The organism is Gilliamella sp. wkB308 (genome assembly GCF_001690185.1).
Taxonomy (GTDB): Bacteria; Pseudomonadota; Gammaproteobacteria; order Enterobacterales; family Orbaceae; genus Gilliamella; species Gilliamella apicola_I.
Map to the genome: position 1 here is coordinate 447008 of NZ_LZGN01000038.1, position 25283 is coordinate 472290.

At 36.5% G+C, this 25283-nt stretch carries 20 protein-coding genes; 13 read left to right on the top strand and 7 right to left on the bottom strand.

Annotation, left to right across the window (positions count from 1 at the left end):
• Positions 1–280 precede the first annotated feature (280 nt).
• Together lipA and lipB are read right to left on the bottom strand one after the other, a co-directional pair.
• Positions 281–1240 (bottom strand): lipoyl synthase, encoded by a 960-nt coding sequence (lipA, locus tag A9G10_RS09900; protein WP_065559368.1) that lies wholly within the window; start codon positions 1238–1240, stop codon positions 281–283.
• A gap of 9 nt (positions 1241–1249) precedes the next feature.
• Positions 1250–1870 (bottom strand): lipoyl(octanoyl) transferase LipB, encoded by a 621-nt coding sequence (lipB, locus tag A9G10_RS09905; RefSeq protein ID WP_065559369.1) that lies wholly within the window; start codon positions 1868–1870, stop codon positions 1250–1252.
• 375 nt (positions 1871–2245) lie between these two features.
• Between lipB and aceE the strand changes: the two genes are divergently transcribed.
• From aceE to lpdA, 3 genes are read left to right on the top strand one after another with little or no spacing between them, the layout of a single operon-like run.
• Entirely contained in the window at positions 2246–4912 is a 2667-nt protein-coding gene (aceE, locus tag A9G10_RS09910) for a pyruvate dehydrogenase (acetyl-transferring), homodimeric type (RefSeq protein ID WP_065559370.1), read from the top strand.
• A 12-nt stretch (positions 4913–4924) separates the two neighbouring features.
• Positions 4925–6520 (top strand): pyruvate dehydrogenase complex dihydrolipoyllysine-residue acetyltransferase, encoded by a 1596-nt coding sequence (aceF, locus tag A9G10_RS09915; protein ID WP_081299179.1) that lies wholly within the window; start codon positions 4925–4927, stop codon positions 6518–6520.
• A gap of 16 nt (positions 6521–6536) precedes the next feature.
• Entirely contained in the window at positions 6537–7961 is a 1425-nt protein-coding gene (lpdA, locus tag A9G10_RS09920; RefSeq protein ID WP_065559371.1) for a dihydrolipoyl dehydrogenase, read from the top strand.
• Positions 7962–8022: 61 nt separating this feature from the next.
• On the opposite strand, the gene manA is transcribed toward lpdA, so the two are convergent.
• Positions 8023–9210, bottom strand: a complete 1188-nt coding sequence (gene manA / locus A9G10_RS09925) for a mannose-6-phosphate isomerase, class I (RefSeq protein WP_065559372.1) — start codon at positions 9208–9210, stop codon at positions 8023–8025.
• 363 nt (positions 9211–9573) lie between these two features.
• Between manA and prfA the strand changes: the two genes are divergently transcribed.
• The 5 genes from prfA (at position 9574) to A9G10_RS09950 (ending at position 17002) form a co-directional block, all read left to right on the top strand.
• Positions 9574–10659 carry a peptide chain release factor 1 gene (gene prfA / locus A9G10_RS09930; RefSeq protein ID WP_065559503.1) on the top strand — a complete coding sequence of 362 codons (1086 nt, stop codon included), beginning with the start codon at positions 9574–9576 and terminating at the stop codon, positions 10657–10659.
• Positions 10656–11492, top strand: coding sequence for a peptide chain release factor N(5)-glutamine methyltransferase (prmC, locus tag A9G10_RS09935; protein WP_065559373.1), 837 nt, complete (start codon positions 10656–10658; stop codon positions 11490–11492). The genes prfA and prmC overlap by 4 nt, the downstream gene beginning before the upstream one ends.
• A 17-nt stretch (positions 11493–11509) precedes the next feature.
• Entirely contained in the window at positions 11510–12364 is an 855-nt protein-coding gene (kdsA, locus tag A9G10_RS09940; RefSeq protein WP_065559504.1) for a 3-deoxy-8-phosphooctulonate synthase, read from the top strand.
• Positions 12365–12893: 529 nt separating this feature from the next.
• A complete protein-coding gene (locus A9G10_RS09945) occupies positions 12894–14309 on the top strand; it encodes an OprD family outer membrane porin (RefSeq protein WP_065559374.1) in 1416 nt (471 codons plus the stop codon).
• An 11-nt stretch (positions 14310–14320) separates the two neighbouring features.
• Positions 14321–17002 carry a beta-N-acetylhexosaminidase gene (locus tag A9G10_RS09950; protein ID WP_065559375.1) on the top strand — a complete coding sequence of 894 codons (2682 nt, stop codon included), beginning with the start codon at positions 14321–14323 and terminating at the stop codon, positions 17000–17002.
• Between the two features lie 74 nt (positions 17003–17076).
• Here the strand turns inward: A9G10_RS09950 and rraB are convergent, their stop codons facing one another.
• Positions 17077–17475: a ribonuclease E inhibitor RraB gene (gene rraB, locus A9G10_RS09955; RefSeq protein WP_065559376.1), complete on the bottom strand. Its 399-nt coding sequence runs from the start codon at positions 17473–17475 to the stop codon at positions 17077–17079.
• Positions 17476–17545: 70 nt separating this feature from the next.
• Here rraB and rnm point away from each other — a divergent pair, with 70 nt between their 5' ends.
• The 3 genes from rnm to rluB all read left to right on the top strand — a co-directional run bounded on the left by rnm (position 17546) and on the right by rluB (position 20262).
• Positions 17546–18382 carry an RNase RNM gene (gene rnm / locus A9G10_RS09960; protein WP_218837388.1) on the top strand — a complete coding sequence of 279 codons (837 nt, stop codon included), beginning with the start codon at positions 17546–17548 and terminating at the stop codon, positions 18380–18382.
• A 104-nt stretch (positions 18383–18486) separates the two neighbouring features.
• On the top strand, positions 18487–19110 hold the full coding sequence (locus A9G10_RS09965; protein WP_065559377.1) for an L-threonylcarbamoyladenylate synthase: 624 nt from the start codon (positions 18487–18489) through the stop codon (positions 19108–19110).
• Between the two features lie 267 nt (positions 19111–19377).
• Complete coding sequence (gene rluB, locus A9G10_RS09970; RefSeq protein ID WP_065559378.1) at positions 19378–20262, top strand: 23S rRNA pseudouridine(2605) synthase RluB; 885 nt, start codon at positions 19378–19380, stop codon at positions 20260–20262.
• A 400-nt stretch (positions 20263–20662) separates the two neighbouring features.
• On the opposite strand, the gene pgm is transcribed toward rluB, so the two are convergent.
• Together pgm and A9G10_RS09980 are read right to left on the bottom strand one after the other, a co-directional pair.
• A complete protein-coding gene (gene pgm / locus A9G10_RS09975; protein WP_065559379.1) occupies positions 20663–22300 on the bottom strand; it encodes a phosphoglucomutase (alpha-D-glucose-1,6-bisphosphate-dependent) in 1638 nt (545 codons plus the stop codon).
• Positions 22301–22380: 80 nt separating this feature from the next.
• Positions 22381–22890, bottom strand: coding sequence for a hypothetical protein (locus A9G10_RS09980; protein WP_065559380.1), 510 nt, complete (start codon positions 22888–22890; stop codon positions 22381–22383).
• 392 nt (positions 22891–23282) lie between these two features.
• On the opposite strand from A9G10_RS09980, the gene A9G10_RS09990 reads away from it, so the two are divergent.
• Entirely contained in the window at positions 23283–23777 is a 495-nt protein-coding gene (locus A9G10_RS09990) for a glycine zipper 2TM domain-containing protein (RefSeq protein WP_065559382.1), read from the top strand.
• 255 nt (positions 23778–24032) lie between these two features.
• Entirely contained in the window at positions 24033–24440 is a 408-nt protein-coding gene (gene gloA, locus A9G10_RS09995; RefSeq protein WP_065559383.1) for a lactoylglutathione lyase, read from the top strand.
• A 90-nt stretch (positions 24441–24530) separates the two neighbouring features.
• On the opposite strand, the gene gmk is transcribed toward gloA, so the two are convergent.
• The gene (gmk, locus tag A9G10_RS10000) at positions 24531–25181 is read right to left on the bottom strand and encodes a guanylate kinase (protein WP_065559384.1); all 651 of its coding nucleotides are present in this window, start codon (positions 25179–25181) and stop codon (positions 24531–24533) included.
• Positions 25182–25283: the final 102 nt, after the last annotated feature.

Sequence of the window (25283 nt, forward strand, 5' to 3'; positions counted from 1 at the left end):
GTATCGAGAATTTATTTTAAGCTGTTATTGAAAAGATTAATTTTTTATCTTATATACTGTTTAATGTTGATTCTAAGGATTTTCGTATTTTACTATAATAGAATGTTTCATAATACTACACAGTAGTGAAATAATTGTTATATTTTTTCGTTTCTTACCATAGGTAACATTCTCTTTTTCAAAAAATTTTGCAAGGATTTTATAGCTGAAGTTTTAGATTCTGAATCTGTTTTAATATCAGCTTCTATTTCTGCATAATATAAACCGTTTTTTTAATTTATTACTTCACTTCTTTACCCATAGCCTGTAAATCAGCATGATAAGATGAACGGACAAAGGGACCACATGCAGCATGAGTAAATCCCATATTTAAGGCAATTTGTTTTAGTTCATCAAATTCTGATGGTGATACATAACGCTCAACAGGAAGATGATATTTACTTGGTTGTAAATATTGCCCTAAGGTTAACATTGTCACACCATGACTACGTAAATCTTTTAAGACTTGAATAAGTTCTTCATTTGTTTCACCCAAACCAACCATTAAGCCCGATTTTGTTGGAATATCGGGATGTTTTTCTTTAAAGGCTTCTAATAACTTTAAAGAGCCTTCATAGCTAGCCCCTGGGCGTATTTTTTTGTATAAACGAGGAATGTTTTCAAGATTATGATTGAATACATCGGGTGGATTTTGACTTAAAACTTCGACAGCTTCATCTATGCAGCCTCGAAAGTCAGGTGTTAAGGTTTCGACTTTAATAGTTGGGCTGAATGCGCGAATCTCTTTAGTACATGCTGCAAAATGACTTGCACCACCATCTTTTAAGTCGTCTCGGTCAACCGAGGTAATAACCACATAGCGCAATCTCATTTCTTGAATTGTTTTAGCAAGTTTAATGGGTTCTTCGTGGTCTGGTGGTAATGGTCTACCGTGCGCAACATCACAAAATGGGCAACGGCGTGTACATATATCACCTAAAATCATGAAAGTAGCCGTTCCGTGATTAAAACATTCCGCTAAATTTGGACAAGAAGCTTCTTCACAAACCGAATGTAAGCCATGTTTGCGCATAGTGTTTTTTATATGCGCAATATTATCGCTGTTAGCGGATAATTTAATTCTCATCCATTCAGGTTTTTTTAAGGGGGCAGAATCTTCCACCGTAATAGTTGGAATTAAACGTGTTTTATCTGCATCACGGTATTTTGAGCTTCGGATTATTGGTTCATCATTTTGCATAATTTTATCTTATTGATTTTTTAACTGGCTAATAAAGTTATCCGTTAATTGTTGTTTAATAACTTTGAGATCGATTGATGTGACATAGTCTTTTAATTGTGTCATTTGCAATCCAGCATAGCCACAAGGATTAATATAAGTAAAGGGAGTAAGATCCATATCAATATTTAAAGCAAGTCCATGCAAAGTGCAACCACGTTGAATGTGTAAACCAAGTGAACAGATTTTTTTTGTATCAATATAGACGCCAGGTGCATCGGGTTTGGCATAGGCTATGATATCATAATGAGCTAAAGTTTGTATGACACTATTTTCCAGATAACTGACTATATCACGAATACCAAGTTTGGCTCTTTTTAAGTCAAACAAAATATACATAATTTGCTGGCCGGGAGCATGGTAGGTGATTTGACCGCCTCGGTCAGTTTGTACAACAGGTATATTAGTTTGTTTAAGTAAGTGTTCAGGTTTACCCACTTTACCTTGAGTAAAAACAGCATTATGTTCGACAAGCCAGATTTGATCTGGCGATTGATTATCACGACGTTGAGTATATTCATGCATGGCTTGATAAGTTTGCATGTAAGGTTGTAGGTTCAAATCTTTGATAATGATGTCTTTGTTTATCATGCTTGTTTTTTCAATCTCTACGTTACATTGCTTTAAAATTTACATTTATATAGCAGATTTTACTATAGCTTGACAACCTATGCTTGAACAAGGTATAACCATATAGATAATTCTCTAGTTTTTCACTTCTTAAAAATTCTTTTATATCAATTAAATATATGTTCAAAGCAATATTTATTGGAATGGTTGATTAATTTGATAGGAATTAACATTCTTTTATAAACTCAGGTTTACTTTACTTTTTTTGTGAAAATGGCAGACTGATATTAGTAAAGCTCCATAGTGCAGAATTGAAGCTTATATATTTAGTTATGCTTTTGTGATAGCTAAGGATAGCAAAAACTGCATTTTTTTTAACAAAAAAGAGGTTTTTATATGTCGGACATGCAAATGAATGATATCGATCCATTTGAAACGCAAGATTGGCTTAAAAGTATCGAGTCAATTATCCGTGAAGAAGGTATCGAACGTGCTCAGTACATTATCGAACAAATAGTCAACAAAGCGAGAGATGGTGGAGTTCCACTACTTTTCGGTTCTTCAACAAGTAATTATATCAATACCATTCCAGTAGAAGAACAACCTGCTTATCCAGGGGACTGGGAGATTGAAAGGCGCATTCGTTCAATTGTTCGTTGGAATGCTATCATGATGGTATTACGAGCATCTAAAAAGGATTTAGAGCTTGGCGGTCATATGGCTTCATTCCAATCGGCAGCCACTTTTTATGAAGTCTGTTTTAACCACTTCTTCCGTGCACGCAACGATAAAGATGGTGGTGACTTGGTCTACTTCCAAGGTCACATTTCACCGGGTATCTATTCTCGTGCTTTCATCGAAGGACGTTTGACTGAAGAACAATTAGATAACTTCCGTCAAGAAATTCATGGTAGAGGTTTACCATCTTATCCGCATCCTAAATTGTTACCAGAATTTTGGCAATTCCCAACGGTATCAATGGGATTAGGGCCGGTAAGTGCTATTTATCAAGCTCGCTTCTTAAAATATTTAAATCATCGTGGACTAAAAGATACCTCTGAACAAACCGTTTACGCTTTCTTAGGTGATGGTGAAATGGATGAGCCAGAATCTAAAGGTGCAATCACGGTGGCAACCCGTGAAAAATTGGATAATTTAGTATTTGTTGTCAACTGTAACTTACAAAGACTTGATGGTCCAGTAACAGGTAATGGTAAGATTATCAACGAACTTGAAGGTATTTTTGCTGGCGCAGGTTGGAATGTTATCAAAGTGCTTTGGGGTGATCGTTGGGATAAATTATTACAAAAAGATAAATCAGGTAAATTGATTCGTTTAATGAACGAAACACTTGACGGTGACTATCAAACTTTCAAATCAAAAGATGGTGCTTATGTGCGTGAGCATTTCTTTGGTAAATATCCTGAAACGGCTGAATTAGTAAAAGACATGAGCGATGAAGAAATCTTCAGACTCAACCGTGGTGGTCAAGATCCAGAGAAGATGTTTGCTGCATTTAGTCGTGCCAAAGAGACTAAAGATCGTCCTACCGTGATTTTAGCGCATACTATTAAAGGCTATGGTATGGGTGAAGCGGCTGAAGGTAAAAATATCGCTCACCAAGTGAAAAAAATGAATATGGACGGCGTTCGTCATGTTCGTGATTTCTTTAACATCCCGGTTAATGATGAATCACTTGAAAAATTACCTTACATTAAATTTGAAGAACATACACCAGAATATAAATATATTCATGAACGTCGCCAAGCATTACATGGTTATGTACCTTCACGATTAACTAAATTCTCAGGCACAGTGTCAATTCCACCATTAAGTGAATTTGCACCACTTTTAGAAGAGCAATCAAAAGAAATTTCGACCACTATTGCTTTTGTTCGTGCGCTTAACATCATGCTTAAAGATAAAGAACTTGCTCCACGTTTAGTGCCAATTTTAGCAGATGAAGCAAGAACATTTGGTATGGAAGGCTTATTCCGTCAAATTGGTATCTATAATCCACACGGTCAACAATATACGCCACAAGACAAAGAACAAGTGGCTTATTATCGTGAAGACGAAAAAGGACAAATTCTACAAGAAGGGATTAATGAATGTGGTGCAACTGCTTCATGGCTTGCAGCGGCAACATCTTACAGTACCAACGACTTACCAATGATTCCATTCTATATTTACTACTCAATGTTTGGTTTCCAACGTATTGGTGATTTAATGTGGGCTGCTGGGGATCAACAAGCACGTGGATTTATGATTGGTGGCACTTCAGGACGAACAACATTAAATGGTGAGGGTCTACAACACCAAGACGGTCACAGTCATATTCAATCTTTAACCATTCCTAATTGTATTTCATATGATCCAGCTTACGCTTATGAAGTAGCGGTGATTATGCAAGATGGTTTACGCCGTATGTATGGTGAGCAAGAAAATGTTTACTATTACATTACCACACTAAATGAAAACTATGCACAACCAGCAATGCCAGAAGGTGTTGAAGACGGTATTCGTCGTGGTATCTATAAACTCGATACGGTTAAAGGTAAAAAAGGTAGTCCAACTGTTCAATTATTAGGTTCAGGGGCAATTTTACGTCATGTTCGTGAAGCGGCAGAAATTTTGGCTAAAGATTACGGCATTGGATCCGATGTATATAGTGTTACTTCGTTCACTGAATTGGCTCGTGAAGGTCAAGATTGTGAGCGTTATAACATGTTACATCCAAGTGAAAAACCAAAAGTACCTTATGTAACACAAATTATGAATAATAACCCAGCAGTGGTTTCAACAGACTATATGAAACTGTTTGCTGAGCAAATCCGTGCCTTTGTACCTGCAGAAAGTTACAGAGTACTTGGTACAGATGGTTTTGGTCGCAGTGATAGCCGTGAAAACTTACGCCATCATTTTGAAGTGGATGCATCTTATGTTGTTGTCGCAGCATTAGGTGAGCTTGCTAAACGTGGTGATATTAAAGCCAGCGTTGTTGATGAAGCGATTAAAAAGTTTGAAATCAATGCTGACAAATTAAACCCACGTATTGCATAAGAGGTAACCAACATGAGTATTGAAATTAAATTACCTGACATTGGCAGTGATGAAGTCGAAGTCACCGAAATTCTTGTAAAAGTGGGAGACAAGGTAGAAGTTGATCAATCATTGTTAACAGTTGAAGGCGATAAAGCCTCAATGGAAATCCCAGCACCACAAGCAGGGATTGTAAAATCTATTTCTGTAAAAGTCGGCGATAAAGTTAAAACTGGTGTCGATATTATGGTATTTGATACCGAGAATGGCGCAGAATCTGCGCCAGCTCAAGCACAATCAGCCCCGAAAGTCGATGTTGCCCCACAAGTGGCAGCAGTGAGCCAAACGGTAGATGTTAATGTACCCGATATTGGTGGTGACGAAGTCGAAGTGACCGAAATTTTAGTGAAAGTCGGTGATACTGTATCGGTTGATGATTCACTTATTACTGTTGAAGGTGATAAAGCCTCAATGGAAATACCTGCATCAATTGCAGGTGTGGTTAAAACAATCACAGTTAAAGTTGGCGATAAAGTGAAGACAGGTTCCAAAATTATGGAATTTGAAACTGCTGCAAACAGTGCGCCTGCTCAAGCTACAACAGCAACGCCAGCACCTGAAAAATCAGCGCCGGTTTCTACACCTGCGAGTAATGTTTCTACTTCGGCTGTCACAGCTTCTTCAACGACAAGTAATGATTTTGTTGAAAATGATGCTTATGCACATGCAACGCCATCTGTTCGTCGTTTAGCGCGTGAATTTGGGGTTAATCTAGCTAAAGTATCACCTACAGGGCCTAAAAACCGAATCCTACGTGAAGACATTCAAGCTTACGTTAAAAATGCGGTGAAACAAGTTGAAGGTGGTACAGCAGGCGGCGCATTACCGGGATTATTACCATGGCCGAAAGTCGATTTTAGCAAATTTGGTGAAACTGAAACCTTGCCACTAACTAAAATCCAAAAAGTGTCAGGCGCAAATTTACATCGTAACTGGGTTATGATTCCACATGTTACTGAATTTGACGAAACAGATATTACGGATTTAGAAGCATTCCGTAAACAACAAAATGCCGAAGCAGAGAAGAAAAAACTCGACCTTAAAATCACGCCGTTAGTGTTTATTATGAAGGCGGTGGCAAGTGCATTAACTGCTTATCCACGTTTTAACAGTTCGCTATCAGAAGATGCACAAACCTTAATTGTTAAAAAATACATCAATATTGGTGTAGCGGTTGATACGCCAAATGGTTTAGTTGTGCCGGTATTTAAAGATGTGAATAAAAAAGGCATCGTTGAGTTATCTCGTGAACTTGCCGAAATCTCGAAAAAAGCTCGTGAAGGTAAATTAACGGGTGCGGATATGCAGGGCGGATGTTTTACTATCTCAAGTTTAGGTGGTATTGGTACAACTTCATTCACGCCAATAGTGAATGCACCTGAAGTTGGTATCTTAGGGGTGTCACGCTCAAGTATGAAACCAGTTTGGAATGGTAAAGAGTTTACGCCACGTTTAATGTTACCTCTATCTCTGTCATTCGATCATCGTGTGATTGATGGTGCAGATGGTGCACGCTTCTTAAGCCATATTGTTAACGTCTTATCTGACTTACGTCGATTAGTGATGTAGTTTAGGAGAATAAATTATGAGTCAAGAAGTTAAAACACAAGTGGTGGTTTTAGGTGCAGGCCCAGCAGGTTATTCTGCAGCGTTCCGTGCCGCCGATCTTGGATTAGACGTAACGTTAGTTGAGCGCTATTCTACATTGGGTGGTGTATGTTTAAATGTGGGGTGTATACCTTCTAAAGCACTTTTGCATGTAGCCAAAGTTATGGACGAAGCCAAATCGCTGACAGAGCATGGAATTCATTTTGGTACACCTAAACTCGAACTGGATAAAGTTCGTGGTTGGAAAGAAAAGGTCATTAATCAGTTAACTAATGGATTAGCAGGTATGGCTAAAATGCGTAAAGTCAATGTTATTCAGGGCGAAGCGCAATTTACTGGTAGTCATACTATGGATGTGACTTCTGCAAAAGGTATTACTAAAATTACGTTTGATAATGCTATTATCGCTGCTGGATCCAGACCAATTAAATTACCTTTTATTCCGCATGATGATCCTCGTATTTGGGATTCAACAGATGCGCTAGCTTTAACAACCATTCCTAAAAAATTATTATTAATGGGTGGGGGAATTATTGGACTTGAAATGGGTACGGTTTATCATGCCTTAGGTTCAGAAGTCGATGTGGTTGAAATGTTTGATCAGGTCATTCCTGCAGCTGATAAAGATGTGATCAAAGTCTTTACTAAGCAGATTCAGGATAAATTCACCCTACGTCTTGAAACAAAAGTGACGACGGTTGAAGCAAAACATGATGCGATTTACGTCACTATGGAGAAAAAAGACGGAACCACTGAAACACACACTTATGATGCAGTATTAGTGGCAATTGGACGTTCGCCAAATGGAAAACTAATTAGTGCTGAAAAAGCAGGCGTGAACGTAACCGATCGTGGTTTTATTGAAGTCGATAAACAAATGCGCACCAATGTACCGCATATCTATGCTATAGGTGATATTGTTGGTCAACCAATGCTTGCGCACAAAGGGGTTCACGAAGGACATGTGGCTGCTGAAGTGATTGCGGGCAAAAAACACTATTTTGATCCAAAAACGATTCCTTCTATTGCTTATACTGAGCCGGAAGTTGCTTGGGTCGGTTTAACCGAAAAAGAAGCGAAAGAAAAGGGTATCGATTATGAAGTGTCTATCTTCCCTTGGGCGGCATCAGGGCGAGCTATCGCATCGGATTGTTCACAAGGGATGACTAAGCTGATCTTCAATAAAGCAGATAATCGCCTTTTAGGTGGCGCAGTAGTTGGTGCTAATGGGGGAGAATTGCTCGGAGAGATTACCCTTGCGGTTGAAATGGGATGTGATGCCGAAGATATCGCCTTAACTATTCATGCGCATCCAACACTTCATGAATCAATTGGACTTGCTGCTGAAATTTATGAAGGAACGGTAACTGATTTACCGAATCCGAAAGCAGTAAAAAAATAGTCTATATTCAGTCATTCTATCTATCTTAAAATTTTTGCCGTCAATAATTGACGGCTTTTTTTTAATTACTCACTTTCGCAAAACATCCTTTCCCGCTATAACTATAATATTGAGCTTGATATGCAATAAATACCGATTCACCTTTATTTAAAGTGAGTACTTCATTTTTTGTTGTCAAAGTAACTGAGCCATCCATACAAAATAGGATTTGAGGGCTGCTGACTTTTTCTTTTCTTAATTGAAGATCACTTTGAATGATTTCAAATTTAAAATCATTAACGGGAACAGGAAAATCAATTTTATTATGATTAATATTTGGATTGCTTAGCAGTTCACTAGCATCAGTACTACTAAAGTTAGTATTCTCAATTAGTGCATCAATATCAATAAACTTATGGGTTAAACCTGCTCTTAAAACATTATCTGAATTTGCCATCACTTCAAACCCCGTCCCCGATAAATAACAATGCGGTGTTTGGGCGTGTAAAAACATTGCTTGCGTTGGCTTAAGTTCAATCACATTTAAAATTAGTGGCATAAACAAACCAATATCATTAGGATAATCTTTTACCAGTGTTTGAACGGTTAAAAAAGGGGCTTGATTGAAACTTCTAATACAGGCTAATAATTGATGAATAGCTTGTAATTTTTGGTCTGGTGAGAGATTTAACAAGAATTGAAAAAAATGTTTCAGTTGTTTTGGATTAGGATTGTTGTGTAATTGTGCTAATTCATGGTTAAAGATGGGGATTTTTATTTGCGAAAAAAATGCCAAGATTTGCTCAATCGGTCGAAATGAATTCATGGCTTTAAATGGCGTGAGTGCATACAATAATTCTGGTTTATGATTAGGATCTTTAAAATTTCGGTTTGGCGAATGAAGGTCAATACCTAATTTATTTTCTTTTTCAAACCCTTTTTGAGCATCAGCTTTAGTCGGATGAACCTGAATTGAAAGGGGTTTATTTGCTGCAAGTACTTTGAATAAATAGGGAAGTGTGCCGAAAAGTTGATAAGTGTTTTTACCCAGTACCTGTAGTGGATTTTGACAAATAAGCTCATCAAGTCTGATCTTTTCACCATTTACGCCGATGGCTTTTGAACACCCTAACGGATGAATTCCCATCCATATTTCTGCCATGGGCTTTTGGCTTGGGTTTTTAATATCAAATAAGGTTGTGATACTATCGATACTTCCCCAATCATAATCTTTAATACAATTTTCAAGTTTCCATATCGTTTGCTTCATATTATCACCTATAATAGAGTGAATGTGATGCGAATATTGATATTTAAGCTTAGCCCTTCTTAACTTTAGTTATCTTTTCCTGTTTTCATAAAAAACGTTGAATAGAGTAAAGACCTTTTAACAAAGTAATCAATCAACTGAATCATAGTAACGACTAAGCAAATTTTTGAAAAGATTAAAAAGTGATTTTTGTGAAATGAATAACACTTTTTGAATGTCTGTATTTAAAATAAAATTCTGAGATATTTCATTGCATTATTCAGAGTTGATAGGATGAAAAAGTAGGGAAACTGTATTTTAAAGGCGATTAAGTATATAATGCCCCGCAAATTCATTTATTCACGATTAAAAATAGACTTTTATATGAAACCCTCAATTATCAGTAAGTTAGAAACTTTACAAGAGCGCTACGAAGAGGTTCAAGCGTTATTGTCTGATGCATCGGTGATTGCCGATCAAAATCGATTCCGTACTCTTTCTAAAGAATATGCGCAATTAACGGGTGTGGTGAAATGTTTTACAAGTTGGAAGCAAACGCAAGAAGATATTGAAACTGCTAAAATGATGCTTGCCGATCCTGAAATGAGTGAAATGGCTCAAGAAGAGTTAAATGAAGCGTTAAACCGTATCGAAGAGCAAGAAAACCAGTTACAAGTTTTATTATTACCTAAAGATCCTAATGATGATTACAACTGCTTTGTTGAAGTCCGAGCTGGAACTGGTGGAGATGAAGCAGCAATCTTTGCTGGCGATCTTGCAAGAATGTATACAAGATATGCAGAATCCCGCCATTGGCGAGTTGAGATTATGAGTGCCAATGAAGGTGAGCATGGTGGCTATAAAGAAGTCATTATGTTAGTCAGTGGCGATGGCGTGTATGGTAACTTAAAATTTGAATCGGGCGGTCATCGTGTGCAGCGTGTCCCTGAAACAGAATCGCAAGGTCGTATTCATACTTCGGCATGTACGGTTGCGGTGTTACCTGAAATTCCTGAAGCAGAAATGCCAGAAATTAATCCTGCCGACTTAAAAATTGACACTTATCGTTCGTCTGGGGCAGGTGGTCAGCACGTTAATACAACCGACTCAGCTATTCGTATTACCCATATTCCAACAGGAATTGTGGTTGAATGCCAAGATGAACGTTCTCAACATAAAAATAAAGCTAAAGCGATGTCGGTCTTAGCAGCACGAATCCAAGACGCTGAAACCCGAAAACGTCAACAAGAAGAAGCATCGACCAGACGTAACCTTTTAGGTACTGGTGATCGTTCAGACCGCATTCGAACCTATAACTATCCACAAGGTCGGGTAACAGATCATCGTATCAATTTGACTATTTACCGCTTAGATGAAGTCATGGAAGGCAAGTTAGAAATGTTGATTGATCCAATTGTACAAGAATATCAGGCAGACCAGCTTGCTGCATTATCGGAACAAGATGAATGACTTATTTAGAGTGGCTTAAATATGCATCTCAGACTTTAAGAGATAGTGAAAGCCCTAAACGTGATGCGGAAATACTATTAAGTTTTGTGACGCACAAAACACGAACATTTTTAATGGCGTTTAGTGAAACTTCATTATCAGACGATGAGTTAACATGCCTCAATGCATATTTAGCGCGTCGGCAAGCGGGTGAACCGATTGCTTACATTACCGGTGAAAAAGAGTTTTGGTCTTTAAAATTTAATGTGTCTGATTGTACTTTGATCCCAAGACCCGATACCGAAAAATTAGTTGAGTTGGGATTAGAATACTTACCTAAAATTCCCTGTGAAGTTTTAGATCTTGGAACAGGTACAGGAGCCATAGCCATTGCTATGGCAACAGAGCGCCGAGATTGCCTTTTTACTGCTGTTGAAAAAAATCGAGATGCGCTAATATTAGCTCAACAAAATGCGACACAAATCGGTGTAAATAATGTTTATTTTTTACAAGGCGATTGGTATAAACCACTCAAAACCCGTAAATTTTCGATGATAACATCAAATCCGCCTTATATTGAGCCAACTGATATTCATCTATCGCAAGGTGATGTTCGTTATGAGCCAAGAACAGCCCTTGTGTCGGACGACGATGGACTTGCGGATATTAAGTTAATTGTCAAAGGAGCTACCAAACATCTGAATCAATATGGTTGGTTACTGATCGAGCATGGTTGGAAGCAAGGCTCTGCGGTACAAACGATTTTCAAACAACATGGATTTCAATTAGTTGAAACCTTCACAGACTATAGTGGCAATGATCGAGTGACGCTTGGTCGTTGGTTCAAACCTTAATTAGGAAACAATATATGATGAAGCAAAAACAAGTAAAAGTTGGGGATATTACGGTCGCAAATGATCTGCCATTTGTATTATTTGGTGGTATGAATGTGCTTGAATCACGTGATTTGGCAATGAAAATTTGCGAGCACTTTGTGACGGTCACAGATAAACTCAACATCCCTTATATTTTCAAAGCTTCGTTTGATAAAGCGAATCGTTCTTCTGTACACTCCTATCGAGGGCCAGGATTGGAAGAAGGCATGAAGATTTTTCAAGAATTAAAACAACATTTTGGCGTAAAAATCATTACTGATGTTCATACAGAACAACAGTGCCAACCTGTTGCCGATGTTGTTGACGTTATTCAATTACCGGCTTTTTTAGCCAGACAAACCGATCTCGTTGTGGCAATGGCGAAGACAGGTGCCGTCATTAACGTTAAAAAACCACAATTTGTGAGTCCCGGACAAATGGGCAATATAGTTGAAAAATTTGAGGAAGCAGGCAATGCTCAAATCATTCTTTGTGATCGTGGTAGCTGCTTTGGTTATGATAATTTAGTGGTTGATATGCTTGGCTTTAACATCATGAAAAAAGCCAGTCATGGTTCACCGGTAATTTTTGATGTCACTCATGCCTTACAATGTCGTGATCCTATGGGAGCAGCATCTGGTGGACGTCGTGGACAAGTGACCGAACTTGCTCGTGCAGGCATGGCAGTGGGTATAGCAGGGCTATTTTTAGAATCACATCCTGATCCAAGTCATGCAAAATGTGATGGACCTTCAGCACTTCCATTAGCTAAACTTGAGCCATTTTTAAAACAGATGAAAGCTATTGATGAGCTAGTAAAAAGTTTTGATGAAATTAACACTGAAAATTAAAACTGATTGATATGATTAAATCCCTATTAATAAATTCAATTTTATCAATAGGGTTTAATCACAGTTTTGGTAAAAATAATTTTTTGATTTTTCTTTTTCCCCTTCCTATCTTTTCATTCCTGACAAGCAAATTTATTTAAACATAGTATTTATACATCCGAATGCGTTAAGCGATCGTATTGGTTAATTCAAAACACTATTAATCATTTCTTATTTTTTAAAATAAAAAAAGTTGTGATATTTATCGAAAAAATAGAAAAAAAAAGGGGTGTTTTGGTGATTCGGATCACGATTTAACAACATTTAATTTGATAACCAAAATATGTTTATGCATTATGGAAATACCTTATTAACAGGTGTTTTAGATTAATTTAGTAAATTTAACCAGATTGTTTGTATAAAAGATTGACATTAATTTTGTCGTATTTAATTGATTTTAGGTAGAAAATGATTTTTTAATCCATAAAGATAAGTTGTTAACGGACTAATCTGATCGTTGATTTAAAAAAGTCATTTCAAGGAAGCAGATATGAATTTTTATAATCCCCTATTAACCACTCGTTCACTCAGTCGTATCACCAAGCTTATTTTGCCTTGCTCCATTTTAATCAGTGCGTTGCCTGCTCAAGCAGAATATACCCATCCATTTGTTGAGGATGCTTCATTAACCGGTAATGTCTTTTTTTGGAATCGTGATCGGGAAAGAAAGAATGTTACTCAACATAAATATGAAAAAAACCTAAGACATACATCTTTCAATACAAATCTGGATTTTAAAACAGGATATATTGCCGATATGTTTGCTTTTGAACTGGGCGGCTATGGTGCTTGGGAAGTCAGTAACGGTGGTAATGGTCATCCTAATGAAATCGGTTTTAGTGGTGCTAATAACCGTTGGGACGAAAATTGGAAAAAAGATATTAGTGGTCTTAGTTTCTATAAAGCTCAACTGAACTTCAAACTTGATGAACTATTTTGGCTTAAAGCTGGGTATATTCAACCGTCGGGACAAACGTTGCTTGCTCCACACTGGAGTTTATTACCGGGCACTTATCGAGGCGTTGAATTTGGTACAAAGCTTGATTTTGACTCTGCGGGAGTGTTATCCATGTCCTATATGTGGGCAGATAAATATAAAGCACCTTGGTATAAACGACTTTATGAATTTAGACAATGGCAAAAAGGAAGAAAGATCGATTACTTACATTCTGCAGGTTTGAAGTATGATTTTAAAAATAATGTCGTAATAGAAGGCGCGTTTGGTCAATCACATAACTATATGAATCAGTTTTTTGGTAAAGCGTCTTATCAATTAGATATTCTTGATAACCCGTTAACAATGAGTTATCAATTTTATGGTGCGAAAGATCAGTCTCATAAGGGAGCAAAAGTATACGATGGTTTAGCATGGTTACAAGCAGCGACATTAGGTTATCAAATGGGACCAGTAGGATTACGTCTTGAAGGTGTTGCAGTTAAAGCAGAAGGTGAACAAGGATTCTTTTTACAACGAATGACGCCTGATTATGCTTCCTCAAATGGTCGTTTAGATGTGTGGTGGAATTCACGTTCAGATTTTAATGCCAATGGTGAAAAAGCCTTATTTGCAGAAGTTACCTATGATTTAAGTCATCTATCACACTATTTATCTGGTTGGAGAACTGGCGCTTCGTATGCTTATGGTTGGGATGCTAAACCAAGTACTAATAAAGATTTTGACCAAAAAAGACGATTGATTGAATCAGCTTATAACTTCGATTTAAGTTATACAGTACCACAGGGTTTTGCTAAAAACACCTCTTTCCAGTTACATTATACCAAATATAACAATCACTCAAAAATACCAAGCTGGAGTGAAGGTTATGGCAATATCTTCCAAGATGAGCGAGATATCAAATTTATTGTTACCGTTCCATTCACTATATTTAATGCAAAACAAAAATAGGTAAAAAAATAATGAAAAAGCTTAAAACTGCAATACTTGCAACCTCGATAGCCTCTTTATTAAGTGTAGGCGTGACACAATCAGCTTATGCAAATCAAAAAACAGTTGATTTAATGAGTGCTCAACTTAATGTTAAATATACTGTTAATGATAATCAGGCAAATGATCATGGTATCAATTGTGCTGCTTTAGGTGCGGACTGGGCTGCATGTAATAAAGTGACTATTTCGTTAACAAATAAAGGTTCAGCAATTAATGATAAAGATTGGGCAATTTATTTTAGTAGTATTCGTATGATTTTGTCCGTTGATAATGATCAGTTTAAAATTACACACCTTACAGGCGATCTTCATAAAATTGAGCCGACGGATAAATTTGTTGGTTTTCCTGCCAAAGGCACCATCGAAATTCCTATGATTGGTGAATATTGGATCTTGAGCGAAAGTGATATTATGCCTCGTTGGTATGTGACATCGACCAATGCAACCCCTAAAGTTATAGCCAATACCGATACAGATTCTGATAATTTATCGGCATTTGTGTCGCCAATTAATCAACACTGGAAAAGAACGGCTGATGATCATAATATTTTAATGACCCCCGTAAATCGTTTTCAATATAATGCCGATATTGAAAACTTATCGGCAGAAGCATTACGTGGGCAAATCTTGCCAACACCAAGTAAAATATCAATTGGAAATGAAGATATAACGCTCAATTCTCAAGGGGTAAATTTAGTTTTAAATGGATTAAATCAAGACAGTTTAGCTGTTATACAGGCTGAATTTAAAGCATTAAATATCCCAATTACTAAACAAGGTTTTAATATTCAGGCAATAATCGAGCCTCAACAGTTTCCCCAAAAGCAAGCAGGGGCTTATCAGCTAGAAATCAACAAAGACAAAGCAACCATTACAGCTTATGATGAGACTGGAATTTTTTATGCGATACAATCTATTCTATCAACAATTTATGTCGATCGTTCTCATACCATTCCAACTCTTAATGTCATTGATTCACCTCGATTTGAATATCGTGGTGTCATGCTTGATATTGGGCGTAATTTTAAATCGAAACAAGCCATTATGCGTTTATTAGATCAAATGGCAAAATATAAAATGAATAAATTTCATTTTCATTTAAGTGATGATGAAGGTTGGCGAATTGAGATCCCAGGATTACCAGAATTAACCGAAATTGGTAGTAAACGTTGCCATGATCTTACTGAACAAAATTGTTTACTTCCTCAATTAGGATCTGGACCTGACAGTAATACATCGGGCTCTGGGTATTTAAGTCGTCAAGACTATATTGAAATTATTAAATACGCTAAAGCTCGGTTTATTGAGGTCATCCCAGAAATTGATATGCCAGCTCATGCTAGAGCTGCGATTGTCTCTATGGAAGCACGTTATAACCGATTAATGAAAGAAGGCAAAGCACAGCAAGCGAACGAATTCCGTTTAGTTGACCCAACGGATACTTCTAACACGACAACTGTTCAATTTTATAACCGATTAAGCTATTTAAACCCTTGTCTTGACTCGTCCAAACGGTTTGTAAATAAAATTATTGATGAAATAGCTAACATGCACATCGAAGCAGGCCAACCTTTGACAACGTGGCATTTTGGTGGTGATGAAGCTAAAAATATCCATTTAGGATCTGGTTACCAAGATTTACAGCTTAATGAAAAAGTTGCTTTTAAAGGCATTATCGATCAAAGCAACGAAGACCATCCATGGGCTAAATCACAAGCTTGCCAAGCTTTTGTATCTAAAGGTGTCGTCAAACAAATTGAACATCTACCAAGTTATTTCGCAGAGCAGGTTAGTACTATCATTAAGGAACATGGTATTGACCATATGCAGGCTTGGCAAGACGGCATGAAACATGCCGACAGTGCTAAATCCTTTGCTGTGGATAAAGTCACGGTGAACTTTTGGGATACTCTTTATTGGGGTGGGGCTGACTCAGTCAACGAATGGGGAAATAAAGGCTATCAAGTCATTATTTCAAATCCGGATTATGTTTATTTAGATATGCCATATGAAGTCAATCCGAAAGAAAGCGGTTATTATTGGGCTACACGTTATAATGATGAACGTAAAATATTTAGTTTTGCGCCTGATAACTTACCTCAAAATGCTGAAACATCGTTAGACCGCGACGGCAATCCATTTACCGCTAAGGGCACACTTAATTGGTCGGGCGCTTACGGATTATCTGCGCAAATTTGGACAGAAGATATTCGTAGCGATAATAAAATGGAATATATGGCATTTCCACGTTTGCTAGCGGTGGCAGAAAGAGCGTGGCACCAAGCCGATTGGGAACTTAGTTATCAAAAAGATCGTGAATTCATACAAGGTAAAACACAGTATGTGGATCAACAAAAATTACGTCAAGACTGGGTACGTTTTGCTAACTTAGTTGGTCAGCGAGAATTAGCGAAATTGGATTTAGTGGGAATAAATTATCGATTACCAATCCCTGGGGCTAAAATTGAGAACAATCAGCTTAATGCTAATATTGTTTTTCCAGGATTAATTATAGAATATTCGACGGATAATGGTAAAAATTGGCATCGATATACCGATCCTGTAACCATTAAAAACGATGATACGGTATTGGTACGTAGCTTATCAGCTGATTTGAAAAGAGTGAGTCGTGTTGAACAAGTAAACGAATAACTAACTAATTTACCATTTTTATCCAAGTATTCTTGGATAAAAATGGAAATGGATTAATGAATAATGTCTAGAATTTAATGTAGCGTTTCATTATCAAAGACGCTTTCGTCTAAAATATCATCACTCCCATCTTCAAAATATGTACCCCAACCGTCATAATTCACATTAAATTGATGCGCCAACGTCATAATTTGGGCAATCTGTGCATTGATTAAATCAGCACTGAGGGGGCTTTCAGCGATGATATCAAAACCAATAATAACATTACCAAAATCATCGACATCTTCATCAGGATCTGTTGCTTCATAACCTAATTTATAGGCTTCTACTGCAACTTTTTCAAGTTTATCAAAGTTTTCTGAAGAAATATGATGTTCTATCAAATACAGCGCATGGGGATCACTTCCATCTTCTAAAAGTTCATCAATAATTGATTGAGTATCTTGTTGGGCAAGCAGAATTTGATCTTTCATAATATACCTTTTAGTGGTCACGCAAATTGTGTGGTATATTACACGTTTAAAAATAATTTTCGAGAAAAAAGTGATCGTAGATTTGCATTCTCATACTATAGCCTCTGATGGTGTTCTATCACCAAGCGAGCTGGTTAAACGTGCTGTCGATAACCAAATTGACATATTAGCGATAACGGATCACGATACCATAAAAGGAATTCCTGAAGCGCAAAAGTTGATCTTAGCTGAAAATCTTCCAATTAAACTGGTGAGTGGCGTTGAGATATCAACCGCGTGGAAAAATAATGAAATTCATATTGTTGGATTAAACATTGATATTGAAAATCAACAATTGTTGACATTACTTCAAGCTCAAGAACAAGGTCGGATTGATCGCGCAATGGCAATTAGCCATAAATTGGCTAAGTTACATATTGATAACGCTTATGAACAAGCAAAGACATTTTCTAAGGGGGATATTGTGTCTCGTGCACACTTTGCCCGATTTCTTGTTGCTCAAGGTTTGGTCAAAGATGTGAAAGCTGCGTTTAAAAAATATCTTGGAAAAAGTGGTTATGCTTATGTGCCAGCAAAATGGTGTAGTATTGAAGAGGCAATCACGGCGATTCATGTAGCAGGTGGACTTGCAGTATTAGCGCACCCGAGCCGTTATGATTTAACTGGTACTAAATTGAAATTATTAATTAATGATTTCAAAAATTGGGGTGGTGATGCTATTGAAGTTTCGCAAAGCCGACAAACACAAGACGACTTACAGCGATTAGCTAAATTAGCCAGCGAATTTGAACTGCTTGCTTCGCAAGGTTCGGATTTTCATGATCTGGTTAACTATTTAGATTTAGGAAAAACGCCCCCTTTGCCAGGCAGTGTCAAACCGATTTGGCATAATTGGAAACTAAATTAATATGGACTAAAATTGCTTTAAGTTAACATGCTATCAACCTCAATGATAGCCAATCTGACATTGTAAAAAGTGTTTTAAATTTAATATTAATATAGAAGAACATTATGAGCCAAACTTTTTATATACATCCGGACAATCCTCAAAATCGATTATTAGAACAGGTTGTTAAAATCTTAAATGATGGTGGCGTTATCGCTTTTCCTACTGATTCTGGTTACTCATTAGGTTGCTTGCTTGATAATAAAAATGGTGTTGAGCGTATTTGCAAAATACGACAGCTTGATAAATATCATAATTTTACATTGATGTGTCGTGATTTATCGGAATTATCTTCCTATGCAATGGTCGATAATATCACATTTCGACTGTTAAAAAATAATACGCCCGGTAAATACGTTTTTATTTTACCTGCAAGTAAAGAAGTACCACGTCGGTTGATGAATGACAAACGAAAAACCATTGGGTTGCGTATACCGGACAATAAAATTGATTTAGCGCTACTGGATCTATTAGGGCAACCATTGATGACCACAACGTTAATTTTACCAAATGAAGAGCAAGCGCAATCCGATCCGGATGAAATTGAGGATAAAATTGGGCATCTGCTTGATGCTGTTGTCCATGGTGGTTATATCGGTCAACAACCAACAACCGTTATTGATTTAACAAATGATTACCCTGATATTATTCGTCAAGGAAGTGGTGATATAAAGCCTTTTGAATCGTGATCAAATTTTTCGAGAATCCACTATTAAAAGCATTATGATTAATGAATCATCGAAGCTATTTAATGGGTAATTTTTAAAATATTGAGGTTCATATTATGGATAATCTGGTGATTTTGTTTGGTGAACACTACTCATTTTTAAGTTAGTGAAGCTAAGCTCAATCGTATTAATTGTAATGCTAGTGAAGCAAAATAAGTAAATCGTCGTTTTTCACAAAACGAACAAAGATATGGTTAATCTGATACCTGTGAAGGTAGCGAGGAAAATATGAAAAAAGTAAATGACAATACTGAAAAGTTGCAAAAAGTGCTAGCTAATTTAGGTAATGGTTCACGTCGTGAAATTGAGGCGATGATTGCCGCAGGAAAAATTAGCGTTGACGGAAAAATTGCAACATTAGGTGACAGGGTTGATGTGAATGCTAACCCTAAAATTCGTATTAATGGACACTTAGTTCAGTTAAGAAGTAAAGAAAAAACGGTTTGTCGTGTTTTAGCCTATTACAAACCTGAAGGGGAAATCTGTTCGCGAAGCGATCCTCAAGGGCGGGCAACGGTTTTTGCGCGTTTGCCGCGTTTAAAAAATGCTCGCTGGATCAATATTGGACGATTGGATATTAATACTTCCGGTTTACTCCTTTTTACCACAGATGGTGAATTAGCTAATCGATTAATGCATCCACGTCATGAAATAGAACGTGAATATGCGGTACGTGTATTTGGAAATGTGACTGATCAACAAGTTAATCAATTACGCAAAGGAGTACAACTTGAAGATGGCCCAGCCTCTTTTAAATCAATTAAAGCGCAAGGTGGTGATGGTTTAAATCAGTGGTTCAATGTCGTTATCACAGAAGGGCGTAATCGTGAAGTGCGACGAATGTGGGAAGCAATTGATGTACAAGTAAGCCGTTTGCTGCGTATTCGTTATGGCAATATAACCTTGCCTAAAGGTTTATCTCGAGGAACTTGGATGGAGTTAAGTATTGATTCGGTTAATTATCTACGTGATATTGTCGGATTAGCAAAAGAATCCAAATCATTCATTGACGCCAAAACGGATAAACGTAGTTTCAGACCAAAAAGAACTAAACTCAACAACTTGTCAAAATCATCAAGACAAGCTACGGCTAAAAAGCCAACACGAATCTAAAAACTAAATCACATCCTCAATAAAAAACATCAATTTATTGGGGATATGATGACATCTATCCAATTTTTCTTACATAGACAGTAAACCACTCATCATTAACTATACTGATTAAGTTGATAAAGTTAATTTTAATTTATAAATTAATTCTGCAACTCAATTGTGGTTTAGACGTTGTTATTGTTGCTGTACATTTTTCGAATTTAGACTTAAATAACTTGAAATTAACGAATATAAATAAAGTACAATGACTTTGAAAACATTAACTGTCAAATGTTCACAATGTGGGCATATTAAGCATATTTCATTAAGTTATGTACAACAACCTGAAAAATAGAACAATAAAATTTTTTTGTTCATTCATAATTAAAAGCCGACATAACGTCGGCTTTGTTATTTTCAATTATTTAATGGCATTTGCCACAATTTGTTGCGCTTCTTCTTGAAGCAAGGCTAAATGCTGATTGCTGATAAAACTTTCCGCATAAATTTTATAAGCATCTTCTGTGCCAGAAGGTCGGGCTGCAAACCAGCCATTTTCAGTGATAACTTTTAATCCACCAATTGGGGCATGATTAGCTGGCGCTGTGGTTAAACATTGTTTAATTTTTTCACCTGCAAGTTGATCGGTTGTCAGTTGGCTTGCATCAAGTTTTGCTAGTTTTTGTTTCTCAGCAAATGTGGCAGGTGCTTGAATTCTGCCATAATAAGAAATACCAAATTTATCCTCAAGTTGTTGATATTGTTCTTGAGGATTTTTGCCTATTTTGGCGGTCATTTCCGCGGCCAGAAGACATAAAATAATTCCATCTTTATCGGTTGACCAAACTTTACCATTCGTTCGTAAAAATGATGCGCCTGCACTTTCTTCACCGGCAAAACCTAATTGACCATCATAAAGTCCTTGGGCATACCATTTAAAACCAACAGGGTATTCTAAAAATTTTCGGTTTAGACTGCTTGCAACGCGATCTATCATTGAACTTGTCACCAGTGTTTTGCCAATGGCAACATCTTTATGCCACAGAGGACGGTGTTGAAATAAATAATTTACACAAGCTGAAAGATAAGCATTTGGGTTCATTAATCCTTTTGGCGTAACGATCCCATGACGATCAAAATCGGTATCATTACCGAATGCTAGATCAAACTTGTCTTTTAAATTCAACAAACCATCCATTGCCCAGCGACTGGAACAATCCATTCTGATCACTTCATCGTGATCTAAATGCATAAAACTAAAGGTAGGATCAATTTTGTTATTTACAATATCAAGATTCAAACCATACTTTTCAGCAATTCGAGGCCAATAAGTAATACCTGCGCCACCTAATGGATCAACACCTATTTTAAGCGTTGAAGATTTAATCAATGCAAGATCAAGAATGTTTTCCAGATCGTTAATATAATCAGTTTCATATTCTTTGGTATGAATAAATTGAGAATGAGTAGCTTTGTCTAATGAGACCCTTTTCACACCGTCCAATTGCTGTTTAAGGAGTTCATTTGCTCGATTTTCGATTTGTTTTGTAATGTCAGTATCAGCAGGGCCACCATTTGTTGGATTATATTTAATTCCACCATCTTCAGGAGGATTATGAGAAGGAGTAATGACAATACCATCAGCAAGCTGTGATTTTTTATCTTGATTATACGTTAATATTGCATGTGAAATAACGGGAGTAGGGGTATAGCCCCAATCATGTGCTATAACAACAGTTTGTTCATTAGCAACGAACACTTCAAGCACTGATTTGAGCGCTAATTCAGATAAAGCATGCGTATCTTGACCAATAAAACAAGGGCCAGTAATACCGTGGGATTTACGGTATTCAGCAATAGCTTGAGCGATAGCGAGAATATGGGCTTCATTGAATGTGCCTTTATTTGAACTTCCACGATGTCCTGAAGTGCCGAAAATTACTAATTGGCTGATATTATCAGTATCGGGTTTAATTCGATAATAGTTATCTTGTAAGGTTTCCACATTGATTAGATCAGAAGGTTTAGCTAATAATCCCGCTCGGCTATGGTTTGCCATGTTTCGCTCCTCTACATAATTTTTTAATCATTTGATAATGGTTACAGCGCTTTTCTGATTAATATGTGACCACAGAATTTTTATTTCACTGATGTTGAAAACACATCTTTAATTTGGTTAATAGTATTTTCTGAAATCCCCATGTCGCTCATGATAGATTCAATAATATAAATTTTTCTTGCCGTATTGGTATTACTGATTACCCAATAAGGTGTGCCAATAATTTCACGAGGTTTAGTATTTTTACCCGAAATTTCTAAAGATTTTTTATCTTTAGCTAGATATTGGCGTTTACTACCATGAAGCGATGTCGCCGCAATGGCAAAAAGTGCTGGATTATAATTATAAAGCGCAGCAAGTAATAATAAAAAACGACTGATAATCGATTTTTCATTCGTAAAGGTATCGCTAGTTAACAAATCATTGAACATCGAGTAATGACTTTCTAAATGAACTTTGGCGTTTGAGTTAACAGGATCTGCTTCTATTTTTAACAAACGTCGTAATATACTAGATGCATCTTCACCGATGTGTTTTGTTTGTCCTGCAATAAATTTATATAATTCGTCGTCAATTTCGATAGTTTTCATTATGTTAATTATGCCTATTAGATTATCTTACTGGACACCCTTGTACAGCAATATTGTCAATTTTATGTAAGTTTTGTGTTACGCTATTATTTAAACAATCATTATGAACCTGATCTTGCGGCTTAATGTTTGTTATTACGTCATTTTTTTGTTGTTGATATGAATTATGACAGGCCGATATCATAACTGATAATAATAATTGAAAAAATAACCGTTTCATATACTTATTGTATGTCATATAAACTATTGACTTGAGTATACTCCAACTTAAATGTAAATTGTATTATCTATTGATAAAATAATGAAAAAGATATTGTTGTTATTGTAAATAAATATTATGCTTAATCTTACTTAAAAAGTATAACTTCAATAATATATATGGGGAATCAAATATGAAAAAAATTGTCTTAACCAGTATCATCGTTGCTATCCTTTCAGGATGTAGCAACGGGGATATCTATTCTGGCGATGTTTATACAACCGATCAAGCCAAACAAGTTCAACAAGTAAGTTATGGTACTGTTGTTTCAGTAAGACCAGTTAAAATTCAAACGAATGCATCTAACGGACGAAGTGAAAATGTGGTAGGTTCATTAGGTGGTGCAGTGATTGGTGGTGTACTTGGTAACACCATTGGTGATGGTGCCGGTAGAGCTTTAGCCGTTGCAACGGGTGCGATTGGCGGTGCATTAATTGGTAACACAATTGAGGATAAAGCAAGCCAATCAAATGCGGTTGAATTAGAAATTAAGCAAGCAAATGGTGCAAATATTGTGATTGTGCAAAAAGGCACAACCAAAGAGTTTTATGTAGGTCAACAAGTTAGATTAGTGAGTAATGGAAGGCAGATCAGTGCTTCTCCTCGTTATCCTACTTCCACACAGTAGTTGTCAATAAAAGAGACTAACCCATTTATTATTAGTTTACATTCCAAGACTTTTGTTTATATTTGGTATAAATAAAAGTCTTTCTATCTAGTTTATCTGAAAGCGATTTCATACTTTACTTCATCCATATTATCAAGCATTTTATCATTCTATTGATAATCTTTTGCCTGCTATGACAGCAAAAAAATTTGCGTCACTAAATATGAACATATAAACTCAATATGAATTTCACTCATAAAAAGGAATATTCTAGCAATGCGAATTTTACATACGATGATACGTGTAGGAGACTTACAACGTTCTATTGACTTTTATACTCAAGTGATGGGAATGAAAGTATTAAGAACAAGTGAAAATACAGAATACAAATACTCGTTAGCTTTCGTCGGTTATGATGATGAATCTGTCAGTTCCGTTATTGAGCTAACGTATAACTGGGGAACGCAAGAGTATGACCATGGTAACGCATTTGGTCATATTGCTATTGGTGTTGATGATGTCGCCAAAATGTGTGAAGACGTTAAACATGCTGGTGGTAACGTAACCCGTGAAGCAGGTCCCGTAAAAGGTGGAACGACCATTATTGCCTTTGTTGAAGATCCCGACGGTTATAAGATAGAACTTATTCAGAATGATCAGGCTGATCAAGGACTAGGTAATTAACGCTACCGCTTTTACACATCGCCGATAACATCGGCGATATGTGTCTTTAATAATTAGAAATGATTAGTACTCAACTTATCAACATGATTATTAATTATTGTGCGTTAAAAGTTTTGTGAAGAATGATTGATGGATTACTTCTTGTTTATCACGCTCTAAACTTGCTGCAATAATGATAGAATTAAGGGCATTTAATGAAGTATTAAAATCATCATTAATAATCACATAATCATATTCATGATAATGTGAAATTTCAGCTTGTGCTTTTGCCATTCTTTTGCGAATAACTTGTTCGGTGTCTTGTCCTCGCTTAATGAGACGATTTTCAAGTTCTGCTAACGAGGGTGGTAAGATAAAAATACTTTTGGATTGAGGCATTTTTTCTCTAACTTGCTGTGCACCTTGCCAATCAATATCTAAAAATACGTTAATTCCTTGTAATAAGCTCTGCTCAATTTCTGCTTTCGAAGTACCATAATAGTGATCAAATACGTTTGCATATTCAACAAATGCCTTATCACTAATCAATGACTCAAAATGATCATGATCTATAAAATAATAATCTTCACCATGTTCTTCGCCTGGTCTTGGCGCTCGGGTGGTATGCGAAATTGAAACTTTTGCCGGATATTGATTTTTTTGCTCTAAATAAGCCCGTATCAAACTAGACTTTCCTGCTCCACTTGGAGCCGAAATAATAAAAAGTGTACCAGTATACTGGTTTGATATGTTATTTTTCATATAAAATCGATTTTGATTATCTTAAAAAAACAATTTAAAGGATTATAACAAATTTACAGGCGGAGTGGTGCAGAGTCCAACTATTTATCTTAATAATTACCA

Bases quoted from the DNA above. Each gene is read 5' to 3' on its own strand.
- lipA (WP_065559368.1), bottom strand. From the start codon at position 1,240: ATGCAAAATGATGAACCAATAATCCGAAGCTCAAAATACCGTGATGCA.
- lipB (WP_065559369.1), bottom strand. From the start codon at position 1,870: ATGATAAACAAAGACATCATTATCAAAGATTTGAACCTACAACCTTAC.
- aceE (WP_065559370.1), top strand. From the start codon at position 2,246: ATGTCGGACATGCAAATGAATGATATCGATCCATTTGAAACGCAAGAT.
- aceF (WP_081299179.1), top strand. From the start codon at position 4,925: ATGAGTATTGAAATTAAATTACCTGACATTGGCAGTGATGAAGTCGAA.
- lpdA (WP_065559371.1), top strand. From the start codon at position 6,537: ATGAGTCAAGAAGTTAAAACACAAGTGGTGGTTTTAGGTGCAGGCCCA.
- manA (WP_065559372.1), bottom strand. From the start codon at position 9,210: ATGAAGCAAACGATATGGAAACTTGAAAATTGTATTAAAGATTATGAT.
- prfA (WP_065559503.1), top strand. From the start codon at position 9,574: ATGAAACCCTCAATTATCAGTAAGTTAGAAACTTTACAAGAGCGCTAC.
- prmC (WP_065559373.1), top strand. From the start codon at position 10,656: ATGACTTATTTAGAGTGGCTTAAATATGCATCTCAGACTTTAAGAGAT.
- kdsA (WP_065559504.1), top strand. From the start codon at position 11,510: ATGAAGCAAAAACAAGTAAAAGTTGGGGATATTACGGTCGCAAATGAT.
- A9G10_RS09945 (WP_065559374.1), top strand. From the start codon at position 12,894: ATGAATTTTTATAATCCCCTATTAACCACTCGTTCACTCAGTCGTATC.
- A9G10_RS09950 (WP_065559375.1), top strand. From the start codon at position 14,321: ATGAAAAAGCTTAAAACTGCAATACTTGCAACCTCGATAGCCTCTTTA.
- rraB (WP_065559376.1), bottom strand. From the start codon at position 17,475: ATGAAAGATCAAATTCTGCTTGCCCAACAAGATACTCAATCAATTATT.
- A9G10_RS09965 (WP_065559377.1), top strand. From the start codon at position 18,487: ATGAGCCAAACTTTTTATATACATCCGGACAATCCTCAAAATCGATTA.
- rluB (WP_065559378.1), top strand. From the start codon at position 19,378: ATGAAAAAAGTAAATGACAATACTGAAAAGTTGCAAAAAGTGCTAGCT.
- pgm (WP_065559379.1), bottom strand. From the start codon at position 22,300: ATGGCAAACCATAGCCGAGCGGGATTATTAGCTAAACCTTCTGATCTA.
- A9G10_RS09980 (WP_065559380.1), bottom strand. From the start codon at position 22,890: ATGAAAACTATCGAAATTGACGACGAATTATATAAATTTATTGCAGGA.
- A9G10_RS09990 (WP_065559382.1), top strand. From the start codon at position 23,283: ATGAAAAAAATTGTCTTAACCAGTATCATCGTTGCTATCCTTTCAGGA.
- gloA (WP_065559383.1), top strand. From the start codon at position 24,033: ATGCGAATTTTACATACGATGATACGTGTAGGAGACTTACAACGTTCT.
- gmk (WP_065559384.1), bottom strand. From the start codon at position 25,181: ATGAAAAATAACATATCAAACCAGTATACTGGTACACTTTTTATTATT.